Annotated in this window: 24 protein-coding genes and 1 pseudogene; 11 read left to right on the top strand and 14 right to left on the bottom strand. The window is 35.6% G+C overall.

The features are described 5' to 3' along the window. Window position 1: 1 nt before the first annotated feature. From UZ34_01810 to UZ34_01780, 7 genes are read right to left on the bottom strand one after another with little or no spacing between them, the layout of a single operon-like run. Window positions 2–901, bottom strand: coding sequence for a hypothetical protein (locus UZ34_01810; protein ID AKO65135.1), 900 nt, complete (start codon window positions 899–901; stop codon window positions 2–4). A 7-nt stretch (window positions 902–908) separates the two neighbouring features. Further along, window positions 909–1376: a peptidase gene (locus UZ34_01805; protein ID AKO64193.1), complete on the bottom strand. Its 468-nt coding sequence runs from the start codon at window positions 1374–1376 to the stop codon at window positions 909–911. Next, window positions 1369–2751: a hypothetical protein gene (locus tag UZ34_01800; GenBank protein ID AKO65134.1), complete on the bottom strand. Its 1383-nt coding sequence runs from the start codon at window positions 2749–2751 to the stop codon at window positions 1369–1371. Before UZ34_01800 ends, UZ34_01805 begins: the two co-directional genes overlap by 8 nt. A 40-nt stretch (window positions 2752–2791) precedes the next feature. Then, entirely contained in the window at window positions 2792–4105 is a 1314-nt protein-coding gene (locus tag UZ34_01795; GenBank protein AKO64192.1) for a 23S rRNA methyltransferase, read from the bottom strand. Continuing rightward, window positions 4095–4886 (bottom strand): 3'-5' exonuclease, encoded by a 792-nt coding sequence (locus UZ34_01790; protein AKO64191.1) that lies wholly within the window; start codon window positions 4884–4886, stop codon window positions 4095–4097. The genes UZ34_01795 and UZ34_01790 overlap by 11 nt, the downstream gene beginning before the upstream one ends. Further along, complete coding sequence (locus UZ34_01785) at window positions 4883–5767, bottom strand: cysteine synthase (protein AKO65133.1); 885 nt, start codon at window positions 5765–5767, stop codon at window positions 4883–4885. Before UZ34_01785 ends, UZ34_01790 begins: the two co-directional genes overlap by 4 nt. A gap of 16 nt (window positions 5768–5783) precedes the next feature. Continuing rightward, window positions 5784–6260, bottom strand: a complete 477-nt coding sequence (locus UZ34_01780) for a disulfide bond formation protein DsbB (GenBank protein AKO64190.1) — start codon at window positions 6258–6260, stop codon at window positions 5784–5786. Between the two features lie 90 nt (window positions 6261–6350). Between UZ34_01780 and UZ34_01775 the strand changes: the two genes are divergently transcribed. From UZ34_01775 to UZ34_01750, 6 genes are all read left to right on the top strand, one after another. Continuing rightward, window positions 6351–7676 (top strand): hypothetical protein, encoded by a 1326-nt coding sequence (locus UZ34_01775; protein ID AKO65132.1) that lies wholly within the window; start codon window positions 6351–6353, stop codon window positions 7674–7676. Then, the gene (gene trkD / locus UZ34_01770; GenBank protein ID AKO64189.1) at window positions 7673–9550 is read left to right on the top strand and encodes a potassium transport protein Kup; all 1878 of its coding nucleotides are present in this window, start codon (window positions 7673–7675) and stop codon (window positions 9548–9550) included. Before UZ34_01775 ends, trkD begins: the two co-directional genes overlap by 4 nt. A gap of 1 nt (window position 9551) precedes the next feature. Further along, a complete protein-coding gene (locus tag UZ34_01765; protein ID AKO64188.1) occupies window positions 9552–10373 on the top strand; it encodes a peptidase M48 in 822 nt (273 codons plus the stop codon). A gap of 67 nt (window positions 10374–10440) precedes the next feature. Next, the gene (locus UZ34_01760; protein AKO64187.1) at window positions 10441–11268 is read left to right on the top strand and encodes a 2,3,4,5-tetrahydropyridine-2,6-carboxylate N-succinyltransferase; all 828 of its coding nucleotides are present in this window, start codon (window positions 10441–10443) and stop codon (window positions 11266–11268) included. Window positions 11269–11273: 5 nt separating this feature from the next. Then, window positions 11274–11630 carry a hypothetical protein gene (locus UZ34_01755; protein ID AKO65131.1) on the top strand — a complete coding sequence of 119 codons (357 nt, stop codon included), beginning with the start codon at window positions 11274–11276 and terminating at the stop codon, window positions 11628–11630. Next, entirely contained in the window at window positions 11627–12757 is a 1131-nt protein-coding gene (locus tag UZ34_01750; protein ID AKO64186.1) for a succinyl-diaminopimelate desuccinylase, read from the top strand. The genes UZ34_01755 and UZ34_01750 overlap by 4 nt, the downstream gene beginning before the upstream one ends. A 37-nt stretch (window positions 12758–12794) precedes the next feature. On the opposite strand, the pseudogene UZ34_01745 reads toward UZ34_01750, so the two are convergent. The 6 genes and pseudogenes from UZ34_01745 to UZ34_01720 form a co-directional block, all read right to left on the bottom strand. Continuing rightward, a pseudogene (locus UZ34_01745) lies at window positions 12795–13481 on the bottom strand (pseudouridine synthase). 55 nt (window positions 13482–13536) lie between these two features. Next, entirely contained in the window at window positions 13537–14148 is a 612-nt protein-coding gene (locus UZ34_01740; GenBank protein ID AKO64185.1) for a chromosome segregation protein ScpB, read from the bottom strand. A gap of 1 nt (window position 14149) precedes the next feature. Next, window positions 14150–14944 (bottom strand): segregation and condensation protein A, encoded by a 795-nt coding sequence (locus tag UZ34_01735; protein AKO64184.1) that lies wholly within the window; start codon window positions 14942–14944, stop codon window positions 14150–14152. Continuing rightward, complete coding sequence (locus UZ34_01730; GenBank protein AKO64183.1) at window positions 14944–16143, bottom strand: tryptophan--tRNA ligase; 1200 nt, start codon at window positions 16141–16143, stop codon at window positions 14944–14946. The genes UZ34_01735 and UZ34_01730 overlap by 1 nt, the downstream gene beginning before the upstream one ends. 24 nt (window positions 16144–16167) lie before the next feature. After that, window positions 16168–16809 (bottom strand): peptidase M50, encoded by a 642-nt coding sequence (locus UZ34_01725; GenBank protein ID AKO64182.1) that lies wholly within the window; start codon window positions 16807–16809, stop codon window positions 16168–16170. Window positions 16810–16823: 14 nt separating this feature from the next. Further along, window positions 16824–17663, bottom strand: coding sequence for a phosphoesterase (locus UZ34_01720; GenBank protein ID AKO64181.1), 840 nt, complete (start codon window positions 17661–17663; stop codon window positions 16824–16826). A gap of 46 nt (window positions 17664–17709) precedes the next feature. Here UZ34_01720 and UZ34_01715 point away from each other — a divergent pair, with 46 nt between their 5' ends. From UZ34_01715 to UZ34_01705, 3 genes are read left to right on the top strand one after another with little or no spacing between them, the layout of a single operon-like run. Then, entirely contained in the window at window positions 17710–18234 is a 525-nt protein-coding gene (locus UZ34_01715; protein ID AKO64180.1) for a septation protein A, read from the top strand. Further along, entirely contained in the window at window positions 18234–18533 is a 300-nt protein-coding gene (locus UZ34_01710) for a BolA family transcriptional regulator (GenBank protein ID AKO64179.1), read from the top strand. The genes UZ34_01715 and UZ34_01710 overlap by 1 nt, the downstream gene beginning before the upstream one ends. A 2-nt stretch (window positions 18534–18535) precedes the next feature. Then, window positions 18536–18778, top strand: coding sequence for a BolA (locus UZ34_01705; GenBank protein ID AKO64178.1), 243 nt, complete (start codon window positions 18536–18538; stop codon window positions 18776–18778). A gap of 346 nt (window positions 18779–19124) precedes the next feature. Here UZ34_01705 and UZ34_01700 read toward each other — a convergent pair whose 3' ends face one another. Beyond that, window positions 19125–19352: a hypothetical protein gene (locus UZ34_01700; protein ID AKO64177.1), complete on the bottom strand. Its 228-nt coding sequence runs from the start codon at window positions 19350–19352 to the stop codon at window positions 19125–19127. A gap of 176 nt (window positions 19353–19528) precedes the next feature. Between UZ34_01700 and UZ34_01695 the strand changes: the two genes are divergently transcribed. Together UZ34_01695 and UZ34_01690 are read left to right on the top strand one after the other, a co-directional pair. Continuing rightward, window positions 19529–19768, top strand: coding sequence for a hypothetical protein (locus UZ34_01695; GenBank protein ID AKO64176.1), 240 nt, complete (start codon window positions 19529–19531; stop codon window positions 19766–19768). Continuing rightward, window positions 19765–21489: an iron transporter FeoB gene (locus tag UZ34_01690; GenBank protein ID AKO64175.1), complete on the top strand. Its 1725-nt coding sequence runs from the start codon at window positions 19765–19767 to the stop codon at window positions 21487–21489. The genes UZ34_01695 and UZ34_01690 overlap by 4 nt, the downstream gene beginning before the upstream one ends.

Genomic DNA, 21489 nt, shown 5'->3' with positions numbered 1-21489 from the left:
ATCATCTGATTCTTGGGTCTAACTTACGATAAATAAACTCAAGAATAAAATTTATAGCCACAAAAGTTATTGCAATAAAAAAAATGGCTGCTTGGGTGATTGGGTAGTCTCTTTGATGAATAGAATCAATCAAAATTTTACCAACCCCGTCCCAACTAAAGATCATCTCAGTAATGATGGCGCCTGATAGCAAACCCCCTAGCTGCATGCCAATTGCAGTGACCAATGGAAGGCTAATCAATCTCAAAATATGGACAAAGTAAATTTTTTCAACTCTAAGTCCTTTCGATCTTGCAGTCGTGATAATGGCATTCTCTTTAAGGTCGTTAGCACATTCTAGGGTCATGTTAGCTAGGTAACATAACAAACCCAAGGCAAGGGTTAGTGATGGTAAAACAATGGATAAATAACTGTCCATGCCACTGACAGGAAACCAATTTAATTGCATTGAAAAAACAAGAATGAGAATGGGAGCTAAGATAAATGATGGTATGGCAATAATAATATTACATATTTTTTTTACTATATTTATGATTTCATTTTTTTCAGTTAAAGAAACAAATAAGCCTAAGGGGATACCAATCAGTATACTGATAATGACTGCAGTAACAGCGAGTGTGTATGTGTTTAATAGCGCTGGTTTTATGATGTCATTAACTGATAGTCCTTGATGGATCGACAAACCAAAATCGAACAAAACAAGATTTTTAATTGCTATTTTTAACTGACTAAAAAAGCTTTGCTCTAAGCCGAGTTGCTGTTTAATTAAAGTAACATCAACTGATGAATTCCCAATACCAGCTAAAATATCGACTGGATCACCGGGAATCAATCTAACTAAGAAAAAAGATAATAAGTAAACAGACAAAACCAAAAGAAAAAAATGAATCGTTTTTTTTATAAAATAATTATTCATTGATAATGACTTCTTCTCCAACATTCACTAAATCAAATAAGTTGATGACGTCTTTATTTTTCATTCTAATGCATCCATGAGATACAGGATGGCCTATATTTTCCTCATCATGAGTGCCGTGAATATAGATAAATCTTTGCATCGTATCCACATTTTCAAGACGATTAAAACCAATCTCTGTCCCTGATAGCCATAAAATTCTTGAAAGAATGAGGTCCTCAGAGTCTATTTTGGCATCAGGATCCCATAACTCTCCCTTCCATCGTCGTGCTTGAAAAATGGCATGCATTGGATAACCTGCTCCGATTTTTGCTCGAATGATATGGCTACCAATCGGAGTGCAATTGCTATTTTTTACCTGACCAACACCCTTTTTTGCTGAGGAAATCGGGTATCTCGAAACGATTTCTTTGTCTCTAAGAAGAGTTAATGTTTGTGTTTTAATTGACACCTCAATCATGGCATAACCTAACTTCATAAAGACCTAGCCAGCTGCCATCTTCTGTTAATTGATAATCACAAATATTGTTAAGAGAAGCCATAAAATTTCCTTCATACCATAATGGGTAAATAAGCACATTTTGATGGATGTACTCTAATGCACCATCCCAATTTTTTTTATCATAACTTTCTTTTATTAAATTATCGATCATTTCATCTTGCAATAATCCCCTGTTTAAACCAAATGGAGGAATCATGCTGGAATGAAATATTTTTTTGTAAATATCAGGAGATTTAAGGCCAACCCAAGTCAGTGAATACAGTTGAAAATCTCCGTTCTGAATATCTTTAAAAAAGGTTCCCCAGTCTAAACTTATTATCTTTAAATTAATACCAATGGCTTCAAGTTGTGCTTTAAGGATTGTTGCAATTTTTATTCTAAAGGTGTCAGTAGAAGTTTTATACTCAAGTTTTAAAGGAAGTTTATAACCGGCATCGATTAATAAATTTTTACTTAAGGGAGGATTATATTCGTGGGGGCTTAGGTTTGAAGAAGACCAATGTTTCTGACTTAAAATTTGTGACGCAGCTTGAGTGTCCTGATTAAAAAAGAATTTGATAATCTCTTCACGATTTATAGCATGTGCTATTGCTTTTCTCACTACAGGGTCTTTGAGCAGTTCATGTTGATGATTAAATCCAATATAGGAGACGTTGGTACCGGGTGATGAGAGCGTCTTGAGTTGATGATGTCTTTCTAAATAATTAATAATTGGAAGTGACAAATCATTCTGAAGAAGATCAATTTCTTTGTTAATTAATTTTAAGGCTCTTACTGATGGGTCTTTGACCTCTGCAAACTTTATCCTCTGCCCATCTTTTCTTAATAAAATCAATGGTTTATTAGAAATTATTTGAAATTTATTTGATCCTAGTGATGACTTCGATAAGTCAATATTCAAATCATCTAAATCATAAGGAAGGATTGGTAAACTTAATTTTTCAATAAAGAGAGGGTCAGGCTTCTTCAGTTTGATTTTAATAATTGAACCATCAAGAGAGATGTGTTGAATGTCTTTTAAATCTTCAAAATACTTCGATAACGGGTCATGATGATTTTTTTTGATAGAAAAATATAAATCTTTCAGCACAACCTCTCGTCCGTTTGAGAAATTGCTTGAGTAAGACTTTGCAGTAAAAACAAAGTCAAGATCATTAATACTTTTCCAAGATACAAATTTTGAAGTTAACTTATATTGCTCATTGTAATTAAAAATTTTTTCATAAACTAAATCAGTAATTTTCTCTGATGCAGCATCTCTCGCATATAGAGGATTAATATTTTGTGGGTTTTGTGAAATTCCAAAAATAATCTCTTTTGAAAAAACTGATATTGGGCCTAAGAAAATGATGATTAAGATAAATTTGAATAACTTAATCTTCATATGTGAATAATGAAATTGATTCAATATGAGAAGTATGGGGAAACATATTTAGTATACCTGCAGATTGATACTTATAGCCTTTATCATTCACAAGGATATTTGCATCCCTGGCTAGAGTTGTAGGATTACATGAAACATAAACAATCGTTTCTGGGGGCACTTTATCTTTTGATATTAACTCTAATAATTGCATTGCTCCATCTCGAGGGGGGTCCAACAGCCATTTATTTTTATTTTTGAGAGAGTTAACAAAATCAACATCGACTTCAAATAAATTACTATATTGAAATGAGACATTATTTAGATTATTTAAGTCAGCATTTTTCTGACCTAAATTGACAAGATCTTCACTTCCCTCAATACCGATTACAGAGTGAGCGTATTTAGCTATTGGTAGAGTAAAGTTCCCAAGGCCCGAGAAAAAATCTACAACCTCATCTTGAGGATTTAGGTTTAGCAATTCTAGTGCTTTGTCAATCATGAGCTGATTAATGTATGGATTTATTTGAATGAACCCAGAAGGATTAAACTCTAGATTTAGTTCATACTTAGCAATTGGGTATGAGATTGTTTCAGAATCCCTTTCTGGAAATAAAGGCTTCACTGTCTCCGGTCCTTTGCTTTGCGTCCATATCTCGATATTTCTTGCATTTGAAAAGTCACTTAATTTTTTTACATCCTCAATAGAGAGCGGGTCTAATATTCGAAAGATAAAAATATCCCTATCACCATTGGATGCGTATTCTATTTGAGGCATTCTGTTATAAATACTCAAATTTTTAATCAAGGATTTGATCTCTCCTAGGCAGGATGAAATTCTGCCTGGCAACACCTCACAAGAATCCATGTCTGTTAAAAAATGAGTTAATCGTTCATTAAATCCTACTAACACCTTATCCTTCTTATCAACATATTTAGCTCTTAATCTTGCTTTGTGCCGATACTCAGAAAATTCAAGGAAGATAGGCTCTATTTGACTCTCCGGAACAACTTTTCCAATATGCTTTAATGTTTGAAAAAAAGCATTATTTTTAAATTCAATTTGCGATGAATGTTTAAAATGTTGCATTGAGCAGCCGCCACATACATTGTAATGAGGGCAGCTTGGATCAGCTCGGACTGGGGATGGATTTTCAATATGAGTTGCAATCCCAAAAAAGATATTTTTCTTTTTTTTTAAAATTTTGTACTCAACTTTTTCATCAATCAGGGCATTGTGAATAAAAAAAGTTTTTTCTTCCTTTTTTGCTACACCTCTTCCTTCGTGATCAATATCAACAATATGAAGTAAATCATTGCTCATATTTTTCCCATGCCGTTAAGAATTCAGTCCAGTGCATTAAACTCGATGAAGATAACTTACACTTAACTTTTAATATTTCCGCATCATACTCTTCATCAGTGAGCTGATTTTTTAGATAAATTAGTCGAAGATAAACAAGGTAAGTATTCAAAACATCAGTTTCACAATAATTCCTTATTGCTTCAATTTTACCGTCTTGAAAATTTTGATACACATCACCGCCATCCATATCCAGCTTCCCAGGAAAGCCGCATAACTTAGCAATATCGTTCAGCGAAGCGTTAGCACGCCCGCCATAGAGTGCTAAAAAATCCATCACATCTGTGTGTCTCGAATGATATCGGCTAATGAAATTATTGTACTTAAAGTCATGATTATTATCTCCCTGGTCCATATAAACACCGCCATTGATTTGGTGAGCTAATGCACGATAATTAATAACGGGTAGATCAAAACCTGATCCATTCCAGCTAACCAATGTGGGAATAAATTTATTAACACCATCCATAAAACGTTGTATTAACTCCTTCTCACCGCTATCAGAATTTCCAATAGACCAGATCTCAAGCTCGTCACCTCTTTTTAAGACACATGAAATAGCGACAATTTTTTGAAATTGTAGTGGTAGAAAATCAGATCCTTTTTTTTGCCTGTAATAATAATTTGCAATAGAAACTGCATCTAAATCACTATAGTGATCGGAAATGTTCAAGGTTCTCCTTAATCCATCAACGTCAGGAATTGTTTCTGTATCGAAAACAAGAGTGGTGGGCAAAATCATTCGCTAGGGAATAAACCAGTAGATAGATATCGGTCGCCACGATCGCATGCGATAGAGACGATGTTAGCATCAGGATTTTCTTTTGCTAACTTCATCGCAACAAACAAAGCACCTCCAGTAGATGCGCCGGAAAAAACACCCTCAATTTTCGCCAAATCTCTCGCAGTTTCTTCTGCTTCTTGTTGACTAACGTATCTAATTTCATCGATATTTTCATTAGAAAAGATTTTTGGAACATACTCTATTGGCCATTTTCGTATTCCGGGGATTTGCGAACCTTCCTCAGGCTGTACGCCGATAATTTGAATACCCTGATTTTGCTCTTTTAAATATCTAGAGGTCCCAACAATCGTCCCTGTAGTTCCCATGCTGGAAACAAAGTGGGTGATTTTTTTCTGAGTTGCATTCCATATTTCTGGCCCTGTTCCCTCATAATGTGCCAAAGGGTTGTCAGGATTAGCAAATTGATCAAGAATAATTCCCTTGCCTTCACTTTGCATTTTTTCAGCAGTATCTCTAGCCAATTCCATACTGCCCTCCTGGCTTGTAAGCACTAGTTTTGCCCCGTAGGCTTGCATCGTTTGACGACGCTCTACAGATTGATTTTCAGGCATCACAAGAATCATTTTATAACCCATAACTGCTGACGCCATTGCAAGAGCTATACCGGTATTTCCTGAAGTTGCCTCAATAAGTGTGTCACCGGGTTTAATTTTTCCTTTTTCTTGAGCTCTCTTAATCATTGAGAGAGCCGGCCTATCTTTTACCGAACCTGCCGGATTATTACCTTCAAGCTTTAAAAAAACATTACCATCCGAAGATGAAACCATTCTTTTAAGCTTAACCAAGGGCGTATTACCTACATAATTCTCTACATACATATCATTTAAAGACATGTTAATTTTTCCTAAAGTTAAATATTGATAAAATTGCGAAGATCAAAAACCATATGGCAGACCATTCAGGTATCGTCAAATATAAAAGAGTCCAATCGATCTCAGAGCAGTCACCAGTTCCTCGAAATACTAACTCGAAAACTTGCTGCAGAGGAAAATTATCAAACATATATTCAAGATCAATGCCACATTCAGATGGAATTTCAATAATTTTTTTTTGTATTAACACATGCCTTATCGCAAAAACAATACCAACAATATTTATTGATAGAAGAGTTATCAGCTCTATGACTTTATTCAGAGGCTTAAAAGCAAAAAATAAGAAAACCAAACCCGAGATTAGAAAAATAACTCGTTGTGTTATGCAGAGTGGACAGGGTTCAAGTTGATATAAATGTTGAATTGCAACACTGAATACTACCAATAGGAGAGCAGTAACGCCTGAAACAAGTTTTATATGTTGGGTAAAGTTCTTCATAGACAATAATGCATTATAATTTGTATAAGTGTATTCTACGATAAACCATTCAATAATAAAAAAATTGTGTCTTCAAATAATCATAGAAATCTGGTTGACGCTGAAAAAGTTTTTGAAATTTCAGAAATTAATCGAATTGTAAAAAATATCCTGTTGAGCCATCTTGAAAAAGTTTGGATAGGGGGTGAAGTATCTAATTTTGTTGAAGCCAGTTCGGGTCATTGGTATTTTTCACTGAAAGATTCATCCGCTCAAATTAGATGCACCATGTTCAAAGGGTACAACCATCTCTCTTCGATTACGCCAAAAAATGGGGATCAGATCGAGGCGTTTGGTGCCATTTCATTGTATGAGGCCAGGGGTGATTATCAAATTAATATTGAACAAGTTCGAGAAAAAGGAACTGGTAATCTTTTTGAAAAGTTTCTCCAATTAAAAGATAAATTAGAAAAACTTGGTTTATTTAATGAGGAAAATAAGTTACCTATTCCGGCTTATCCAAAGAACATTGGTATCATCACTTCAGCATCAGGAGCAGCATTAAGAGATGTCTTATCAGTATTAAATAAACAACAAAATTACAATCAAATAGTTATTTATCCTTCATCTGTACAAGGGAAAGAAGCTGCCGATGAAATATGTAGCGCTATTAGCATTGCAAACACACAAAAAATGGTTGATGTATTAATACTGTGCAGAGGGGGCGGCTCAATTGAAGACCTTTGGTCCTTTAATGAAGAAAAAGTAGTTCATGCAATTGCTCAATCTACACTTCCCATAATATCCGGAGTTGGTCACGAAACAGATTTTACCCTGACTGATTTTGTTGCTGATATGCGCGCACCGACTCCCACAGCTGCTGCATCAGTGATCCATGAGAGCCTCAACAAACTTGATGAATATTTTGAATATTACCTATCTAATCTTCAAAAAAATATCTCTAATTTATTAAAAAATAAAAATCAAGAGCTAGACTTTCTCGAAAAAAGAATGGTCTCGCCAAAAGACAAACTTAAACGTTCTCAAGAATTTATTGATAGTCTAAGAAAACAATTTACCACCATATTAAAAAATCAATTTTTTAACGCCGAAAAAGAAATCAATGTACTTCGTAAAAGACTATTAGCGCCTCAGGAAAAAATTAAACAGGCAGAAGACAGAATTAAAAATGCTAAAAAAGATTTATACTTAACTGCTTTAAGAAGTATCAATGAAGAACAATCAAAAATAAATTTTATCGATGAAAAATTAAATATTCTTAATCCGAGAAATATTTTAGCTAAGGGGTATTCAATTGTTTATAATGGATTTGATGTTGTAAAAGACTCTAATAAAGTAGATTTAAATGACACTCTCGATATTCAATTACATTCAGGAACTTTGCTTGTTCAAGTAAAGAATAACAAGAAACATTGAGCCCACACAAACCAACAAAAAAACAAACTGCTGCTCTATCTTTAGCTGCCCTTGGGGTCGTTTTTGGAGATATTGGAACCAGCCCCCTGTATTCAATTCGAGAAATCTTTTCAATTGGAGATAATATTCTTGAGCTAAATATCTTGAACATGCTTGGCGTGTTATCCATGATTTTTTGGTCACTCATTGCTGTTGTTTCAATCAAGTACATAACCTTCATAATGCGTGCCAACAATAACGGTGAGGGAGGCATCATGGCTCTATTAGCCCTTGCTCACAGGAATGCCAAAACTAAAAGGAAGCGAATGTTGATAGCAATGATTGGCATCATGGGAGCATGTATGTTTTATGCTGACGGGATGATTACCCCAGCCATCTCAGTCCTCTCAGCGGTTGAAGGCATTGAGATTGCATTGCCTGGTTTTCACGATTTTGTTATCCCCATCACGCTAATTATCATATTCTTTTTATTTTGGTTTCAAAGCAAAGGAACCGCATCTGTTGGTTTTTTATTTGGTCCAGTGATGCTGGTTTGGTTCTCGACCCTAGCTATTTTGGGAGTCATCAATATCATAAATGAGCCGTCGGTCCTTAAGGCCCTAAATCCCTATTATGCTTATTTATATCTTCATAATAATTTTGCAATAGCCTTTATTACTATGGGGGCCATCATTCTTTGTGTCACAGGAGCCGAATCACTTTATGCGGACATGGGGCACTTTGGAAGAGCGCCCATACGAATTACGTGGTTTAGTTTTGTTTTTCCTGCTCTTACCCTAAACTATTATGGACAAGGTGCGCTAATACTTCAAAACCCTGAAAATATCATTAATCCATTTTATTTGATGTCCCCAGAGTGGTTTACAGTCCCCCTTATTTTTCTAGCCACAATCGCCACCATTATTGCTTCTCAAGCATGTATTACCGGAGCTTTTTCAGTATCAAGGCAAGCGTTACAATTGGGCTTTATTCCCCGAATGAGAGTTGATCACACATCCGAAAATCAAGAGGGTCAAATATATCTTCCTCGGGTTAATTTTTTACTGATGGTTGGCGTGATTGCTGTTGTTCTAATTTTTCAAAAATCATCAAGTCTAGCAGCCGCTTATGGGGTTGCCATCACTATGGATATGGTCATTGCATCGCTCCTATCCATTATTGTATTTGCAGAGATTTGGAAAACATGGACTAAGACAGTCATTGTTTTTTCAATTTTTCTGGCAATAGATCTTGTTTTCTTTGCAGCAAACATAATTAAGGTTCCTAATGGAGGATGGTTCCCATTGCTCATCGGTATAATTCTATTGATCTTAATGACCACATGGAGCAAAGGTCGATCCATTTTGTATAACAAGTTAAAAAATGAATCGATGCATATTGATGATTTTATAAAATCATTTAAACGAAGCTCTATTGCCAGAGTAAAAGGAATTTCTGTGTTTATGACTCCAAATTCTAATGGCGTGCCTCACGCCCTTCTTCATAACTTAAAACATAATAAAGTGATGCATGAAAAGGTTGTCATTTTGACCGTAAAATTTTTAGACATTCCCCATGTAAAACAGAAAAATATGTTGAATATTGTCAAACTACCGAATAACTTCTACCAGGCTACCGTGAATTATGGTTTTAGTGATGAGCCAAATATCCCACGAGAATTGGCTAAATCAACAATTAGAGGGTTGAAATTTGAACCAATGGCGACTTCTTACTTCGTAGGAAAAGAGAGTTTAGTGATTACAAAAGATCAAAATATGGGTGTGATTAGAAAAAGAATATTTTCATTTTTATTTAATAGCTCAGAAGAGATTACAAACCAATTTAAACTTCCTGTTAATCGAGTCGTTGAACTAGGAAGTCAAAATAACTTTTAAAATGAATAAACTAATTTTAGTTTTTTTTGTTTTGATATCTGGATGCACCTCCACAACGTTAAAAACAGATTCTGATGTTACCCGCAAGCAGCTTGTTATTCTTCCAGAGTTTATGGCCTTGTCAATGGCTAATCAAGGTTACCAAGAGGCTAAACAAAAAGCGCAAGAAAATGATGAGTTAAATAAAGATACATACATGCTCAACGAGATCAGAAAAATTAGTTATCGACTCATTGATGAAGTGAGATATTTTAGAGATGATGCAACGTCATGGAATTGGGAAATAAATTTACAAACGAGTGATCAAATTAATGCGTACTGCATGCCGGGCGGAAAAATTATGGTCTATACCGGATTGCTTGATAAAGCAGCTAAAACCAATGATGAAATTGCTGCGGTAATAGGTCATGAAATTGCTCATGCCCTACGTGAACATGGTCGAGAAAGAATGTCTACCGCCTTGATACAACAGGTAGGAATTTTAGGGTTTGCGATCTTTATCAGCGACTCCTCACAAAATAGGCAATTGAAAAATTTAGCTGTCCAAGGTGTCGCTCTCGGTACGACATTATTTTTTGCACTACCAAACAGCAGAGAGCAGGAGCGTGAAGCAGATAAGATTGGTTTGGAGCTTGCAGCCCGAGCTGGGTACAACCCGCTTGCAGCTGTCAGTTTATGGAGAAAGATGGATGAACTGAAAGAGGTAGAACCTCCTGAAATCCTCAGCACTCACCCTTCTAATGAAAATCGTATCGAAGACATTCAAAAACACTCAGAGAAAATTATGCATTTGTATGAAGAAAACAAAATTCGTTTTAACTAAAACTATTAAGTTTTTTTATGTAAAATAAACCCTTCAAAAAATCACACACATTAATAGAAAGTCAAGAATGAGTAATTTACAAGATATTATTGAACAAGGTTTTGAAAACAGATCTGACATAAACCCATCAAACGCACCAAAAGAAATAGTTGATGCTGTTTCTGAAGTGCTAAATAAATTAAACTCTGGAGAGTTGAGAGTAGCCAGTCGCATCGGAGACAGTCAAGATTGGGAAACTCACCAATGGATAAAAAAAGCAGTATTATTGTCTTTCAGACTTAAAGATAATGAATTAATGCCTGGTGGCTCCACTAGTTATTTTGACAAAGTGGATTCAAAATTTCGTCACTTTACAGAACAAGATTTTAAAAATGGTGGGTACAGAGTTGTACCAAATGCGATTGCTCGTCATGGAAGCTTTATTGGTAAAAATGCAGTACTAATGCCTTCATATGTAAATATTGGTGCCTATGTTGATGAAGGAACAATGGTGGATACTTGGGCAACAGTCGGGTCTTGTGCTCAAATAGGTAAAAATGTTCACTTATCAGGCGGCGTTGGGATTGGTGGAGTTCTTGAACCAATTCAAGCAGGTCCAACGATTATTGGTGACAATTGTTTCATTGGGGCGAGAAGTGAAGTTGTAGAAGGAGTTGTTGTTGAAGATAACGTCGTTATATCCATGGGGGTTTATATCGGTCAATCTACAAAAATTTTGGATCGTGAAACAGGTGAAATTACCTTTGGACGCATACCAAAAGGTTCAGTAGTGGTCTCAGGAAACTTACCTTCTAAAGATGGAACCTACAGCCTCTATTGTGCCGTTATTGTGAAAAAAGTTGATGAAAAAACATTGGGTAAAGTAGGTATCAATGAATTACTTCGAGGTGTTTAAAATTGATAGAGCTTTTTGGCATTAAAAATTGCAACACGGTAAAAAAAGCTCAGGATTGGCTCAAACTTAATAAGATTGATTTTAATTTTATTGATGTCAAAAAAGACTTAACCTCTGAACATCTAAATCAATGGTTTCAAAACTTACCAAGCGATTTAAATCCTTTGATGTTTGTCAATCAAAGAGGGATCACCTGGAGAAATTTAGCTGATAGTGACAAGCAGCTTATAAATTCAAACAAAGGAATAATCGAGTTAATTCTCCAAAAGCCATCGCTGATGAAAAGACCAGTCCTGGTGGGTAATAAAAATGTGGTGCTTTTAGGATATGATGAAGAAAAATACCAAAAAGAATTTACATGACAAAAACTTTAGATATTGCTAAGCGTTTAATCGAGATTGACTCCATTACTCCCAATGATAATGGCTGCATTGATATAATCAAGTCTGAGTTAAAAAATTTAAATTTTGAATACCAAAGCATTGATAGCAATGGGGTATCAAACCTTTATGCCAAAAGAGGAGAATCAAACCCTTCTGTTATTTTTGCAGGCCATGTTGATGTCGTACCAACAGGACCATTAGACAAGTGGCATAGCGACCCTTTTACTCCAACAGAAAAAGACGGGTTACTCTATGGAAGAGGCTCTGCTGATATGAAATCATCTATTGCCGCCTTTATCGTTGCAATTAATGAGTTCACAGCTGAATATCCCGAACATAAGGGATCGATAGGTCTATTTATTACCTCTGATGAAGAGGGTGTTGCTACTGATGGGACTAAAAAGATTGTTGAACATTTTATTCACAATAACCAAGACATTGACTACTGTATTGTGGGAGAACCAACCAGTGCAGAAAAATTTGGAGACACAATTAAAAATGGCAGACGTGGCTCACTCTCCGCTACATTAATAGTAAAAGGGATACAGGGGCACATTGCATACCCCCATTTAATTGATAATCCGATCCATCGATCTGCCTCAATCATTGATGAACTTAAAAAAATATCCTGGGATAACGGAAATGAATATTTTCCAAAGACATCGTGGCAAGTGTCTAATATAAATGCTGGAACAGGTGCCACAAATGTTGTTCCTGGTGACGTAACAATAAAATTTAATTTCCGTCATTCAACCGAATGCACTCCCGATCAACTGAAAAATGAGGTGGAGATGGTCGTCAAAAAATATGCCGATGAATATGAACTAAATTGGGAAATCCCGAGCGAGCCTTATTTGACTGAAAAAGGGATCCTAACAGATGTATTAACCTCTGCCATATCTGATGTCACTGGTGTAACGCCAGAAGTCTCTACAACAGGTGGGACATCAGATGGTCGTTTTATAGCAAAAATTTGTAAGCAGGTTGTTGAGTTCGGCCCAATCAATGCCTCAATCCACAAGATAAATGAACACGTAAATATAGATGACATTGAAAAGCTCAAAGAAATTTACAAGCTATCGTTGATCAAAATTTTGTGTAGTTAATTCTTAAGTTTAATTCCAATCAACTCATCCCGAGCATTTTAAAAATCTTTTCAAGATTTTTCTTTTCAAGCTCCATGAACTGACCTCGCTTTAAATGAGATGGAAGATTTAACGGTCCATATCGTGTTCGGATCAATCGACTGACTTTTAAATTCTGTGACTCAACTAACCGCCTTATTTCTCTATTCCTCCCCTCTTTTAAAATAATTCTAAACCATTGATTAGCTCCTTCACCACCGGTATGTTCAAAGGTTTCTACATGTGCAATGCCGTCATCTAGCTTAACCCCTTTTCTGATGTTGTTAATTATCTCCTCAGTCACTTCTCCCAAAATTCTTACCGAGTACTCCCTATCGATTTGTTGGCTGGGATGCATCATGTGATTTGCCAATTTTCCATCATTGGTAATTAGCAACAGTCCGGAGGTATTAATATCGAGCCGACCAATAGATATCCACTTACCATTTTTAACTTTAGGTAATTTTTGAAAAACCGTTTTTTGATGTTTAGGGTCAGAATGAGAGACGATTTCACCCTCAGGCTTATGATAAATAATTAAACGAGATTCTCTTTTTTCGGAATTCTTAAAGTATATTCTTCTGCCATTAATGTGAATGATTTCATTGCCGTAAACCATGTGTCCTAAATCAATTGTTTTTTGATTCACAGTGATCTTTTTCTGTTTAATGAGCTCCTCGATAGACCTTCTTGAGCCCATGCCCATGTTGGCAAGAAATTTTTGAATCCTTTCCTTTTTATTCTCCAAATCTTCGACAGGGCTATTCTTGGCCATCTGATGACTCATTCGTGATTGAGGCTTGCGAATCATTTTGCTCGAGTTTTTGATTTCCAACTAAATCTAAATTGAGCTGTTCCTCAAATTTTTCAATATCTGGTAAGTCTGAAAGATTAGTCAAACCAAAGTCATTTAAAAAATGTTTTGTAGTTCCATACAGTCCTGGTCTTCCCGGAGTCTCCTTGACACCAACAATATCTATCCATTCTCTTTCAACTAACTGTCTTATGGCATTGGGGTTTAGGGCTACTCCTCTGATTGACTCAATATCACCCCTTGTTACCGGCTGTCGGTACGCAATGATTGCTAACACCTCCATCACCGCTCTTGAGTATTTTGGAGCCCTGTCGGGGTTCATTCTCATTAAATTTTCAACAAACTGTTGTTTTGCTTCAAATCTATAACCTGAGGATACCTCTATTAAATTGAGTGTTTTTTTATCCCAATCATTTTTTAGCTCGTCCAGGAGCATGCGTAATGTGGAACGCTCGATTTTTTCATCAAAAAGTTTTTGCATATCATCAATCGACAGCGGTTTTTGTGTGGTTAGAAGAGCGACCTCAAGGACATCTTTTAATTTCGAATTTATTTCCATACTATGCCCTCATCAGATATATTTTTGAATAATTACCTTGCTGAAAAATTTTTATCAGAGACTCTTTTGCTAACTCTAAAATTGCAAGAAAACAGACTACCATCTTTTGCAATGGCTGGTCCTCTTTTAAAAATAAATCATCAAAATCAATCTTTTCAATATCATCAAACATTCTCAAGATTTCACTCATGTGTTCCCTAACAGACAATTCGGAGCGATCAATGGTATGATTCTTTAACTGCTTCGCCCTCTTAACAACGTTCTGCCAAGCTTCAAAAAGGTCTTGAATAGAGACGTCAGGAAAATGATTCTTAATTTCTCTTTGATAATAAACCTCAGGTGGTAGCCTATCGTGACCTAATTGGGGGATGGTATTCAAATTAACTGCCGCTTCTTTTACAAGTTCATACTCAATCAATCTTCTTACTAGCTCTGATCTTGGGTCTTCCTCATCATCCTCAATAGATTCTGGTTTTGGGACAAGCATTCTGGACTTAATTTCAATTAACATGGCGGTCATTAAAAGATAATCTGCAGCAAGCTCCAATTTAATCTCTTTCATTTTTTCAACATAAGCCATGTACTGTTTTGTGAGGTTGAGCATTGGGATGTTTAGAATATCTAAATTATTTTTTTTAATGAGGTATAAAAGTAGGTCGAGCGGACCTTCAAAAGACTCAAGATAAACTTCTAGGGCATCCGGAGGAATGTACAAGTCTTGAGGAAATTCAGCAATTAATTCGCCATGAATTTTAGCTTGTAGATTTGGGTTGATGAAGTTATCTATCGTTTCCATTAAAAATCAAGGCCCATAGCTTCACGAACTTCACGCATAGTTTCCCGTGCTAATTTACCTGCTTTTTCACAACCTTCAGCAACTACACTCTTAACCAAATCAGGGTTTTCAACGTAATGGATTGCTCTTTCTTGCATAGGTTTAAGTTCTTTAGTAATGGCATCTATAATAGGTTGTTTACACTCAATACAACCTATTCCTGCTGAAGAACACCCTTTGCGAACCCAATCTTGAACATCATCTTTTGAGTAAACCTGATGTAGTTGCCATACTGGACATTTATTTGGATCACCAGGATCTGTTCTTCTAACTCTTGCAGGGTCTGTAGGCATGGTTTTAATTTTTTTCTGAACATCTTCAACTGATTCTCTCAGGGCAACAGTGTTGTTATAAGATTTCGACATCTTCTGTCCATCTAAACCAATCATTTTTGAAGCAGGTGCCAGTTTGTATTCAGGTTCAAGCAGGATAATCTTTCCTCCACCTTCTAGGTAACCTAACAATCTCTCCTTGTCACCAATGCTTAAACTTTGATGCTCTTCGATTAATGATTGTCCAGCCTCTAAGGCTTGATCATCCCCTTCTTCCTGATAGGCATCCTTTAATTCATGATAAAGCTTTCCCTTTTTTGAGCCGAGTTTTTTTATGGCTAGTTGTGCTTTTTCTTCATAGCCTGGTTCCTTTCCATAAAGATGGTTAAAGCGTCGGGCAACCTCACGAGTAAATTCAACATGGGGTACTTGATCCTCTCCCACTGGAACCTGAGTGGCCTTGTAAATTAAAATGTCTGCACTTTGCAATAAGGGATAACCTAAAAAACCATAAGTTGATAAATCCTTTGCACTCAGTTTTTCTTGTTGGTCTTTGTAAGTGGGGACACGCTCTAGCCATCCTAATGGGGTAATCATACTTAACAGCGTATGGAGCTCGGCATGCTCAGGAACTTTTGACTGAATAAAAACAGTAGCGTGAGCGGGATCAATTCCAGCAGCCAACCAATCAATCACCATCTCCCATACATTTTGCTCTATCACCTCAGGAGAGTCATAATGGGTGGTCAATGCATGCCAATCAGCTACGAAAAAGAAACAATCACTTTCATGTTGAAGTTGTATCCAATTTTTTAATACGCCGTTGTAATGACCCAAATGTAAATTTCCGGTTGGTCTCATTCCGGAGACAATTCTTTCAATCGCCATATTTTTTTGAACTATCCTTATAAATTAAACAAAAATTCCAATCAACGTCCCTTGGAAAAATCTTAGTAATGGCAATAGAATCGCTGATAGCAATCCACTTACAATTAAAAAAATTAATATAAACATTCCATAACGCTCAATTGATGCTAGCTTATATGACCAAGGTGCAGGCAGTAAGCTTACTGCCATTCGCCCCCCATCTAATGGGGGAATGGGTAATAAATTGAGCAACATTAAAACTAAATTGATCATGATTCCTACCTGAGCCATTCCAATAATAAATAATGCATAACTGGCGCCAGATGACTTAAATAGGCCTAAAGTGATGGCCCAAATAATTGCCATAACGAGGTTGGAGGCTGGTCCAGCAAGTGCCACCCACATCATGTCCTTTTTTGGGTTATTTAAATTGGAGAAATTCACAGGTACAGGTTTAGCCCATCCAAAAAGAAAAGGAGCGCTCAATAAAAGTAGCATCCCAGGAATAACCACTGTCCCAACAGGATCAATGTGTTTTATGGGATTTAATGTAATGCGTCCAAGAAAATAAGCCGTCTTATCCCCGAAGTGTTTCGCCGCATATCCGTGAGCTGCCTCATGAACTGTAATGGCTAATAAGACTGGAATGATTGAAATAGTAAAATATTGAATTGGGCTAAGTTCCATAGTTAAGAATTATATCAATTTGTGGTTAAGAATTGAGACCATATCGGTTTTACTTTATCCGGAAGCTGGTAAGTTGGGCCAAGATCTCTGTGGGAGACCCCATACCCGTGAAAATCTGATCCAACTGAACCATATAGCTCATACCGTTCTGCGTAGTCAGCAAAATAATCAATTTGATTAAGACTTTGGCTACCAGAAATAACTTCTATTCCTGCCCCGCCAAGCTCTCTAAATTCTTGGAAAAATTGTGGGTACAATTTATTCCCCATGTCATAGCGTCCTGGATGGGCTATCACTGCTTTACCTCCTGCATTGTTAATCCAATTAACCGCATCTTCAAGGCTAGCCCATTGATGATCAACATAACCTGGCTTGCCTTTAGTCATGTATTTATTAAAAACCGTTTTGACGTTTTTACTAAAGCCCTTAGATACTAAAAACTGTGCGAAATGGACACGACCTATTACCTGGTGACTAGCAAACTTTTTGGCTTCATCATAGGCGTTTGGGATACCTACCATCGCTAATCCGTATGCAATTTTTTTTGCTCTATCGATTCTTCCCTTTCGAATTTTCTCTAAACCCTGAGCTAGATCTTTATTTTTATGATCAAAATCAAGGCCAACCATATGGATGGTTCGATTTCGCCATGAAACGGAAATCTCAACACCATTAATAAATTGGATCCCCAATTCCTCAGATTTTTTTTTGGCAATTTCCAAGCCCGCAATATCATCATGATCTGTTAGGGCAAGCATATTAACTTTTTTTTCTGCAGCGTAGGTTATTAACTCATCGGGATTCAAAATACCATCAGATACGTTAGAATGAGAATGAAGATCAACTATATACATTTAATTTAAATGTACTATAGTTTCAACAACATGTCAGTGATTTATTATGAAATTTTTTATAGACCTCTTACCAGTAATTATATTTTTTGTCGTGTACAAATACACAGATATTTTTTATGCCACTTTTAGTGCAATCATAGCTAGCATCTTCCTAGCAATCACCACTTATTTAATCAAGAAAAAGATTGAAAAGATGGTACTCATCAACACCCTACTCATTTCTATCCTGGGAGGCCTAACCATATTATTAAAAGATAATACTTTTATAATGTGGAAGCCGACTGCGATCTATTGGTTATTTGCATTAGTCTTAATTGTCAGTCAACTTTTCTTCAAGAAAAACTTAATGAAGCAAATGTTAGGAAAACAAGTTTCGCTACAAGACCATGCCTGGAATCATATAAGCATGAACGTCATTATTTTTATGATTGGCATAGGTGTTTTAAATCTTTATGTCGCATTTAATTTCGATGAGAATACCTGGGTAAATTTTAAATTATTTGGCATTACCTTTTTACTATTTATTTTTATGATTTACCTCGCACTATATATTTCTAAGGAAAATAAATAATGTGGTATGTGATTCACAGCCAAGACAATCCGAACTCACTTGAAAAAAGATTAAATGCAAGGCCTGATCATATTGAGCGCCTTAAATCTCTATTAAATCAAGGAAGGCTGATGGTTGCAGGCCCCTTACCTGCAATTGATAATGAGGATCCAGGACCAAATGGATATGAAGGTAGTCTAGTTATTGCTGAATTTGACTCTCTAGAGGATGCAAAAGAATGGGCTCAAAATGATCCCTATGTTATTAACGGGATATATCATTCTTTTACCGTTCAGCCGTTCAAGAAAGTTTTTCCTTAATCATGATTGACGAAATAAAAAAAAGACTCAAATCACTTAATCCTGTGAGACTCGAAATTATTGATGATTCACATTTGCATGAGGGGCATGCTGGAAACTCAGGAGGTGGCCATTACACCATCATCATCAAAAGTGATTTATTAGAAAAACAAAATCGCATTCAATCACACAGACAAATTTATGATTTGCTTGATGACCTAATTCCTCAAAAAATTCATGCGTTACAAATTAAAGTTGAAAAATGAAATATCAATTTAATCTAATCATATTTCTGTATTTTATCTGTCCTTCTGTTTTTGCTGAGGTTGTAATAACAGTTAATTCTCAGACATTAAACCCTAACTTAATTGATTATATTTCTGATGAACTAAAAGCCCAAGGAAGAGACGTCGACGAGGAAATGAAGAAAAATATTATTGATAGACTAATTGAACTAGAGCTACTAACCGATGCAGCCACAAGAGAGGGCATTACTAGTGATACAAAATTTATCTCAAAAGTTGAGCTCACTTATATGGAGATGGCCTATACAGAATACTTAAAAAAATACATTAAAGAACATCCCATTTCAAATGAAGATATTGACTTAGCTTATAAAAATTTTACAAAGCAATTTAATGAACAAGAATACAAAGGGCAACATATTTTAGTAAAAACTAAAAACGAAGCCGAATCTTTAATTGGTAAAATTGAAAAAGGAAATGATTTTTCAGAGCTGGCTAAAAACTTTTCTATCGACAAAGCCTCAGCTGAAAAAGGTGGAGATCTTGATTGGTTTAGATTGGAGGATATGGTTGAATCTTTTGCTAATGAAATCAAGAATCTTCAAATAAATGAACTAAGCGGAGCCTTCCAAACTCAGTTCGGTTGGCATGTTTTTAAATTAACTGACAAAAAACCACTCACACCTCCAGAGTTGAATGAAATAAAAAAACGCTTGGAAGATGACTTAAAAAAAAGAAAATTAAAAAATCACATTAAAGAATTGAAACAAAATGCAGAAATCTCGAATTAGATTATTATCCGAACTTTCTCAAAATTCTTTTGCAACTGTTGTTGAAATTGATCACCAACCCTCATTTACATTAAAAGCCGCCGCATTAGGATTAAAAATTAATAAGACAGTAAGCGTGCTTCATATATCCAATAACGGTCCAATATGCATCAAAGTGAATACATCATCTTTTATGATTCGTGCTGTAGATGCAGCAAAAATTAAGGTCATTCCTCAATGAAAAAAATTGCTCTCATAGGAATGCCTAACTCAGGAAAGTCTACCTTCTTTAATTCAATCAGTGGGGCATCGGCAAGAATTGCAAATTGGTCTGGAGTGACGGTAGATATTGAAAGCGTTAGAACATTTATATTTGGCGAAATAGTAGAGCTTATCGACCTTCCCGGTATTTACTCGTTACATTCTGGATCTGATGATGAAGTTGTTGTCCACGAATTCTTAAAAAATAATCAAATTGATGAAATATTTTTTATTCTGAATTCAACTCAAATTGACCGACAAATTGTTTTAGCTACCGAATTATTAAATATGGGATTCAACCTTCGAATTTTATGCAATATGCATGACGATGCGAAAAAAAATGGAATAAAGATACATTTTGAAAAATTGCAAAACAGGCTTCAAGTGCCGATTCATCCGATTAGCGCAAAATTTAAAGAGGGGTATGAATTTTTATCAAAAAAACAAGAATTGAAAAAAACAAAAGAAAAGCCAAAAAAATTCTCAGAAAGTGAAATTAAAAATTACGTATCTTTTCCTAAGACGTTGGATACCTCAACCACTGAGAAACTGGATAAATTTTTTCTTCATCCTTACTTAGGGTTACCCATTTTCTTTATTACACTTTTTTTTCTGTTTCAAATAATTTATGGTGTAGCAGAACCAATTCAAGATTTCCTTGGAGGTGTATTTGATTATTTTGGTGACTTATTACAATCAAATTTAAATCCATGGTTGCCTAATCTACTGTCCTCTTTTATATATGATGGAATATATCTTGGAATCACAACTGTGCTTACTTTTGTGCCCGTAATCATTATTTTCTTTCTAATGATGTCATTTATAGAAAATAGCGGCTATCTTTCAAGGGCTGCATTTGTGATGGATCGCATGATGGAAAAAATGGGTCTGGATGGTCGCAGTTTTGTGATGATTCTCTTTGGTTTTGGATGTAATGTGCCAGCTTTGATGGGAACAAAAATAATGAGTTCTAAATCCATTCGCTATCTTTCCATGCTTATTATTCCATTTTCATTGTGCTCTGCACGACTGCAAGTCTTTTTATTTTTTACAGCGATTTTTTTTGAACCAAGAATTGGGGGATTGGTATTGTTCTTAATGTATATCATCAGCTTTTTACTGATCCTTCTCACAGCAATAATTTTTAAAAAAAACCAGGCGGATAATGAATCAGTTCTTATCGAAATGCCAGCCTATCAATTACCAACCCTCAGACAAAATATCCTAACAGCCACTCATGAGGTCAAACATTTTTTAACAAGAGCATCAAAATTTATTTTAGGAGGGGTTATTGTCGTTTGGCTTCTAACGAACACCTATATTTCACCAGAATTAAGTGTTGCTGATTCTATTGGAAAAGCACTCAACCCAATTTTTGATCCAATCGGGATTAATGACAAGCTAATTATTGCTCTGATTTTTGGTTTCATTGCGAAAGAGATTGTGATTGGAGCTCTTGCAGTTATTTTTTCTGGGAATGACAGCACTCTTCCAGACTTACTGTTCAATTACATAACTTGGCAACAAGCCATAAGCTTTATGATTTTTACTCTAATTTATACTCCCTGCCTGTCAACCATTGCGGTCATTAAGAATCAATCAAAAAGTAAAAAATTAGTCCTGACGTCGCTTATATGGTCTTTATTATTGGCATGGGTTATTAGCTTTGTAAGCTATCAAAGTTTATTATTTTTATATTGA

It is taken from the genome of Methylophilales bacterium MBRSF5, assembly GCA_001044335.1.
Lineage (GTDB): Bacteria > Pseudomonadota > Gammaproteobacteria > Burkholderiales > Methylophilaceae > BACL14.
Note: the sequence above shows the minus strand (reverse complement) of the source record. Positions and strands in the feature narration are given on the sequence as shown.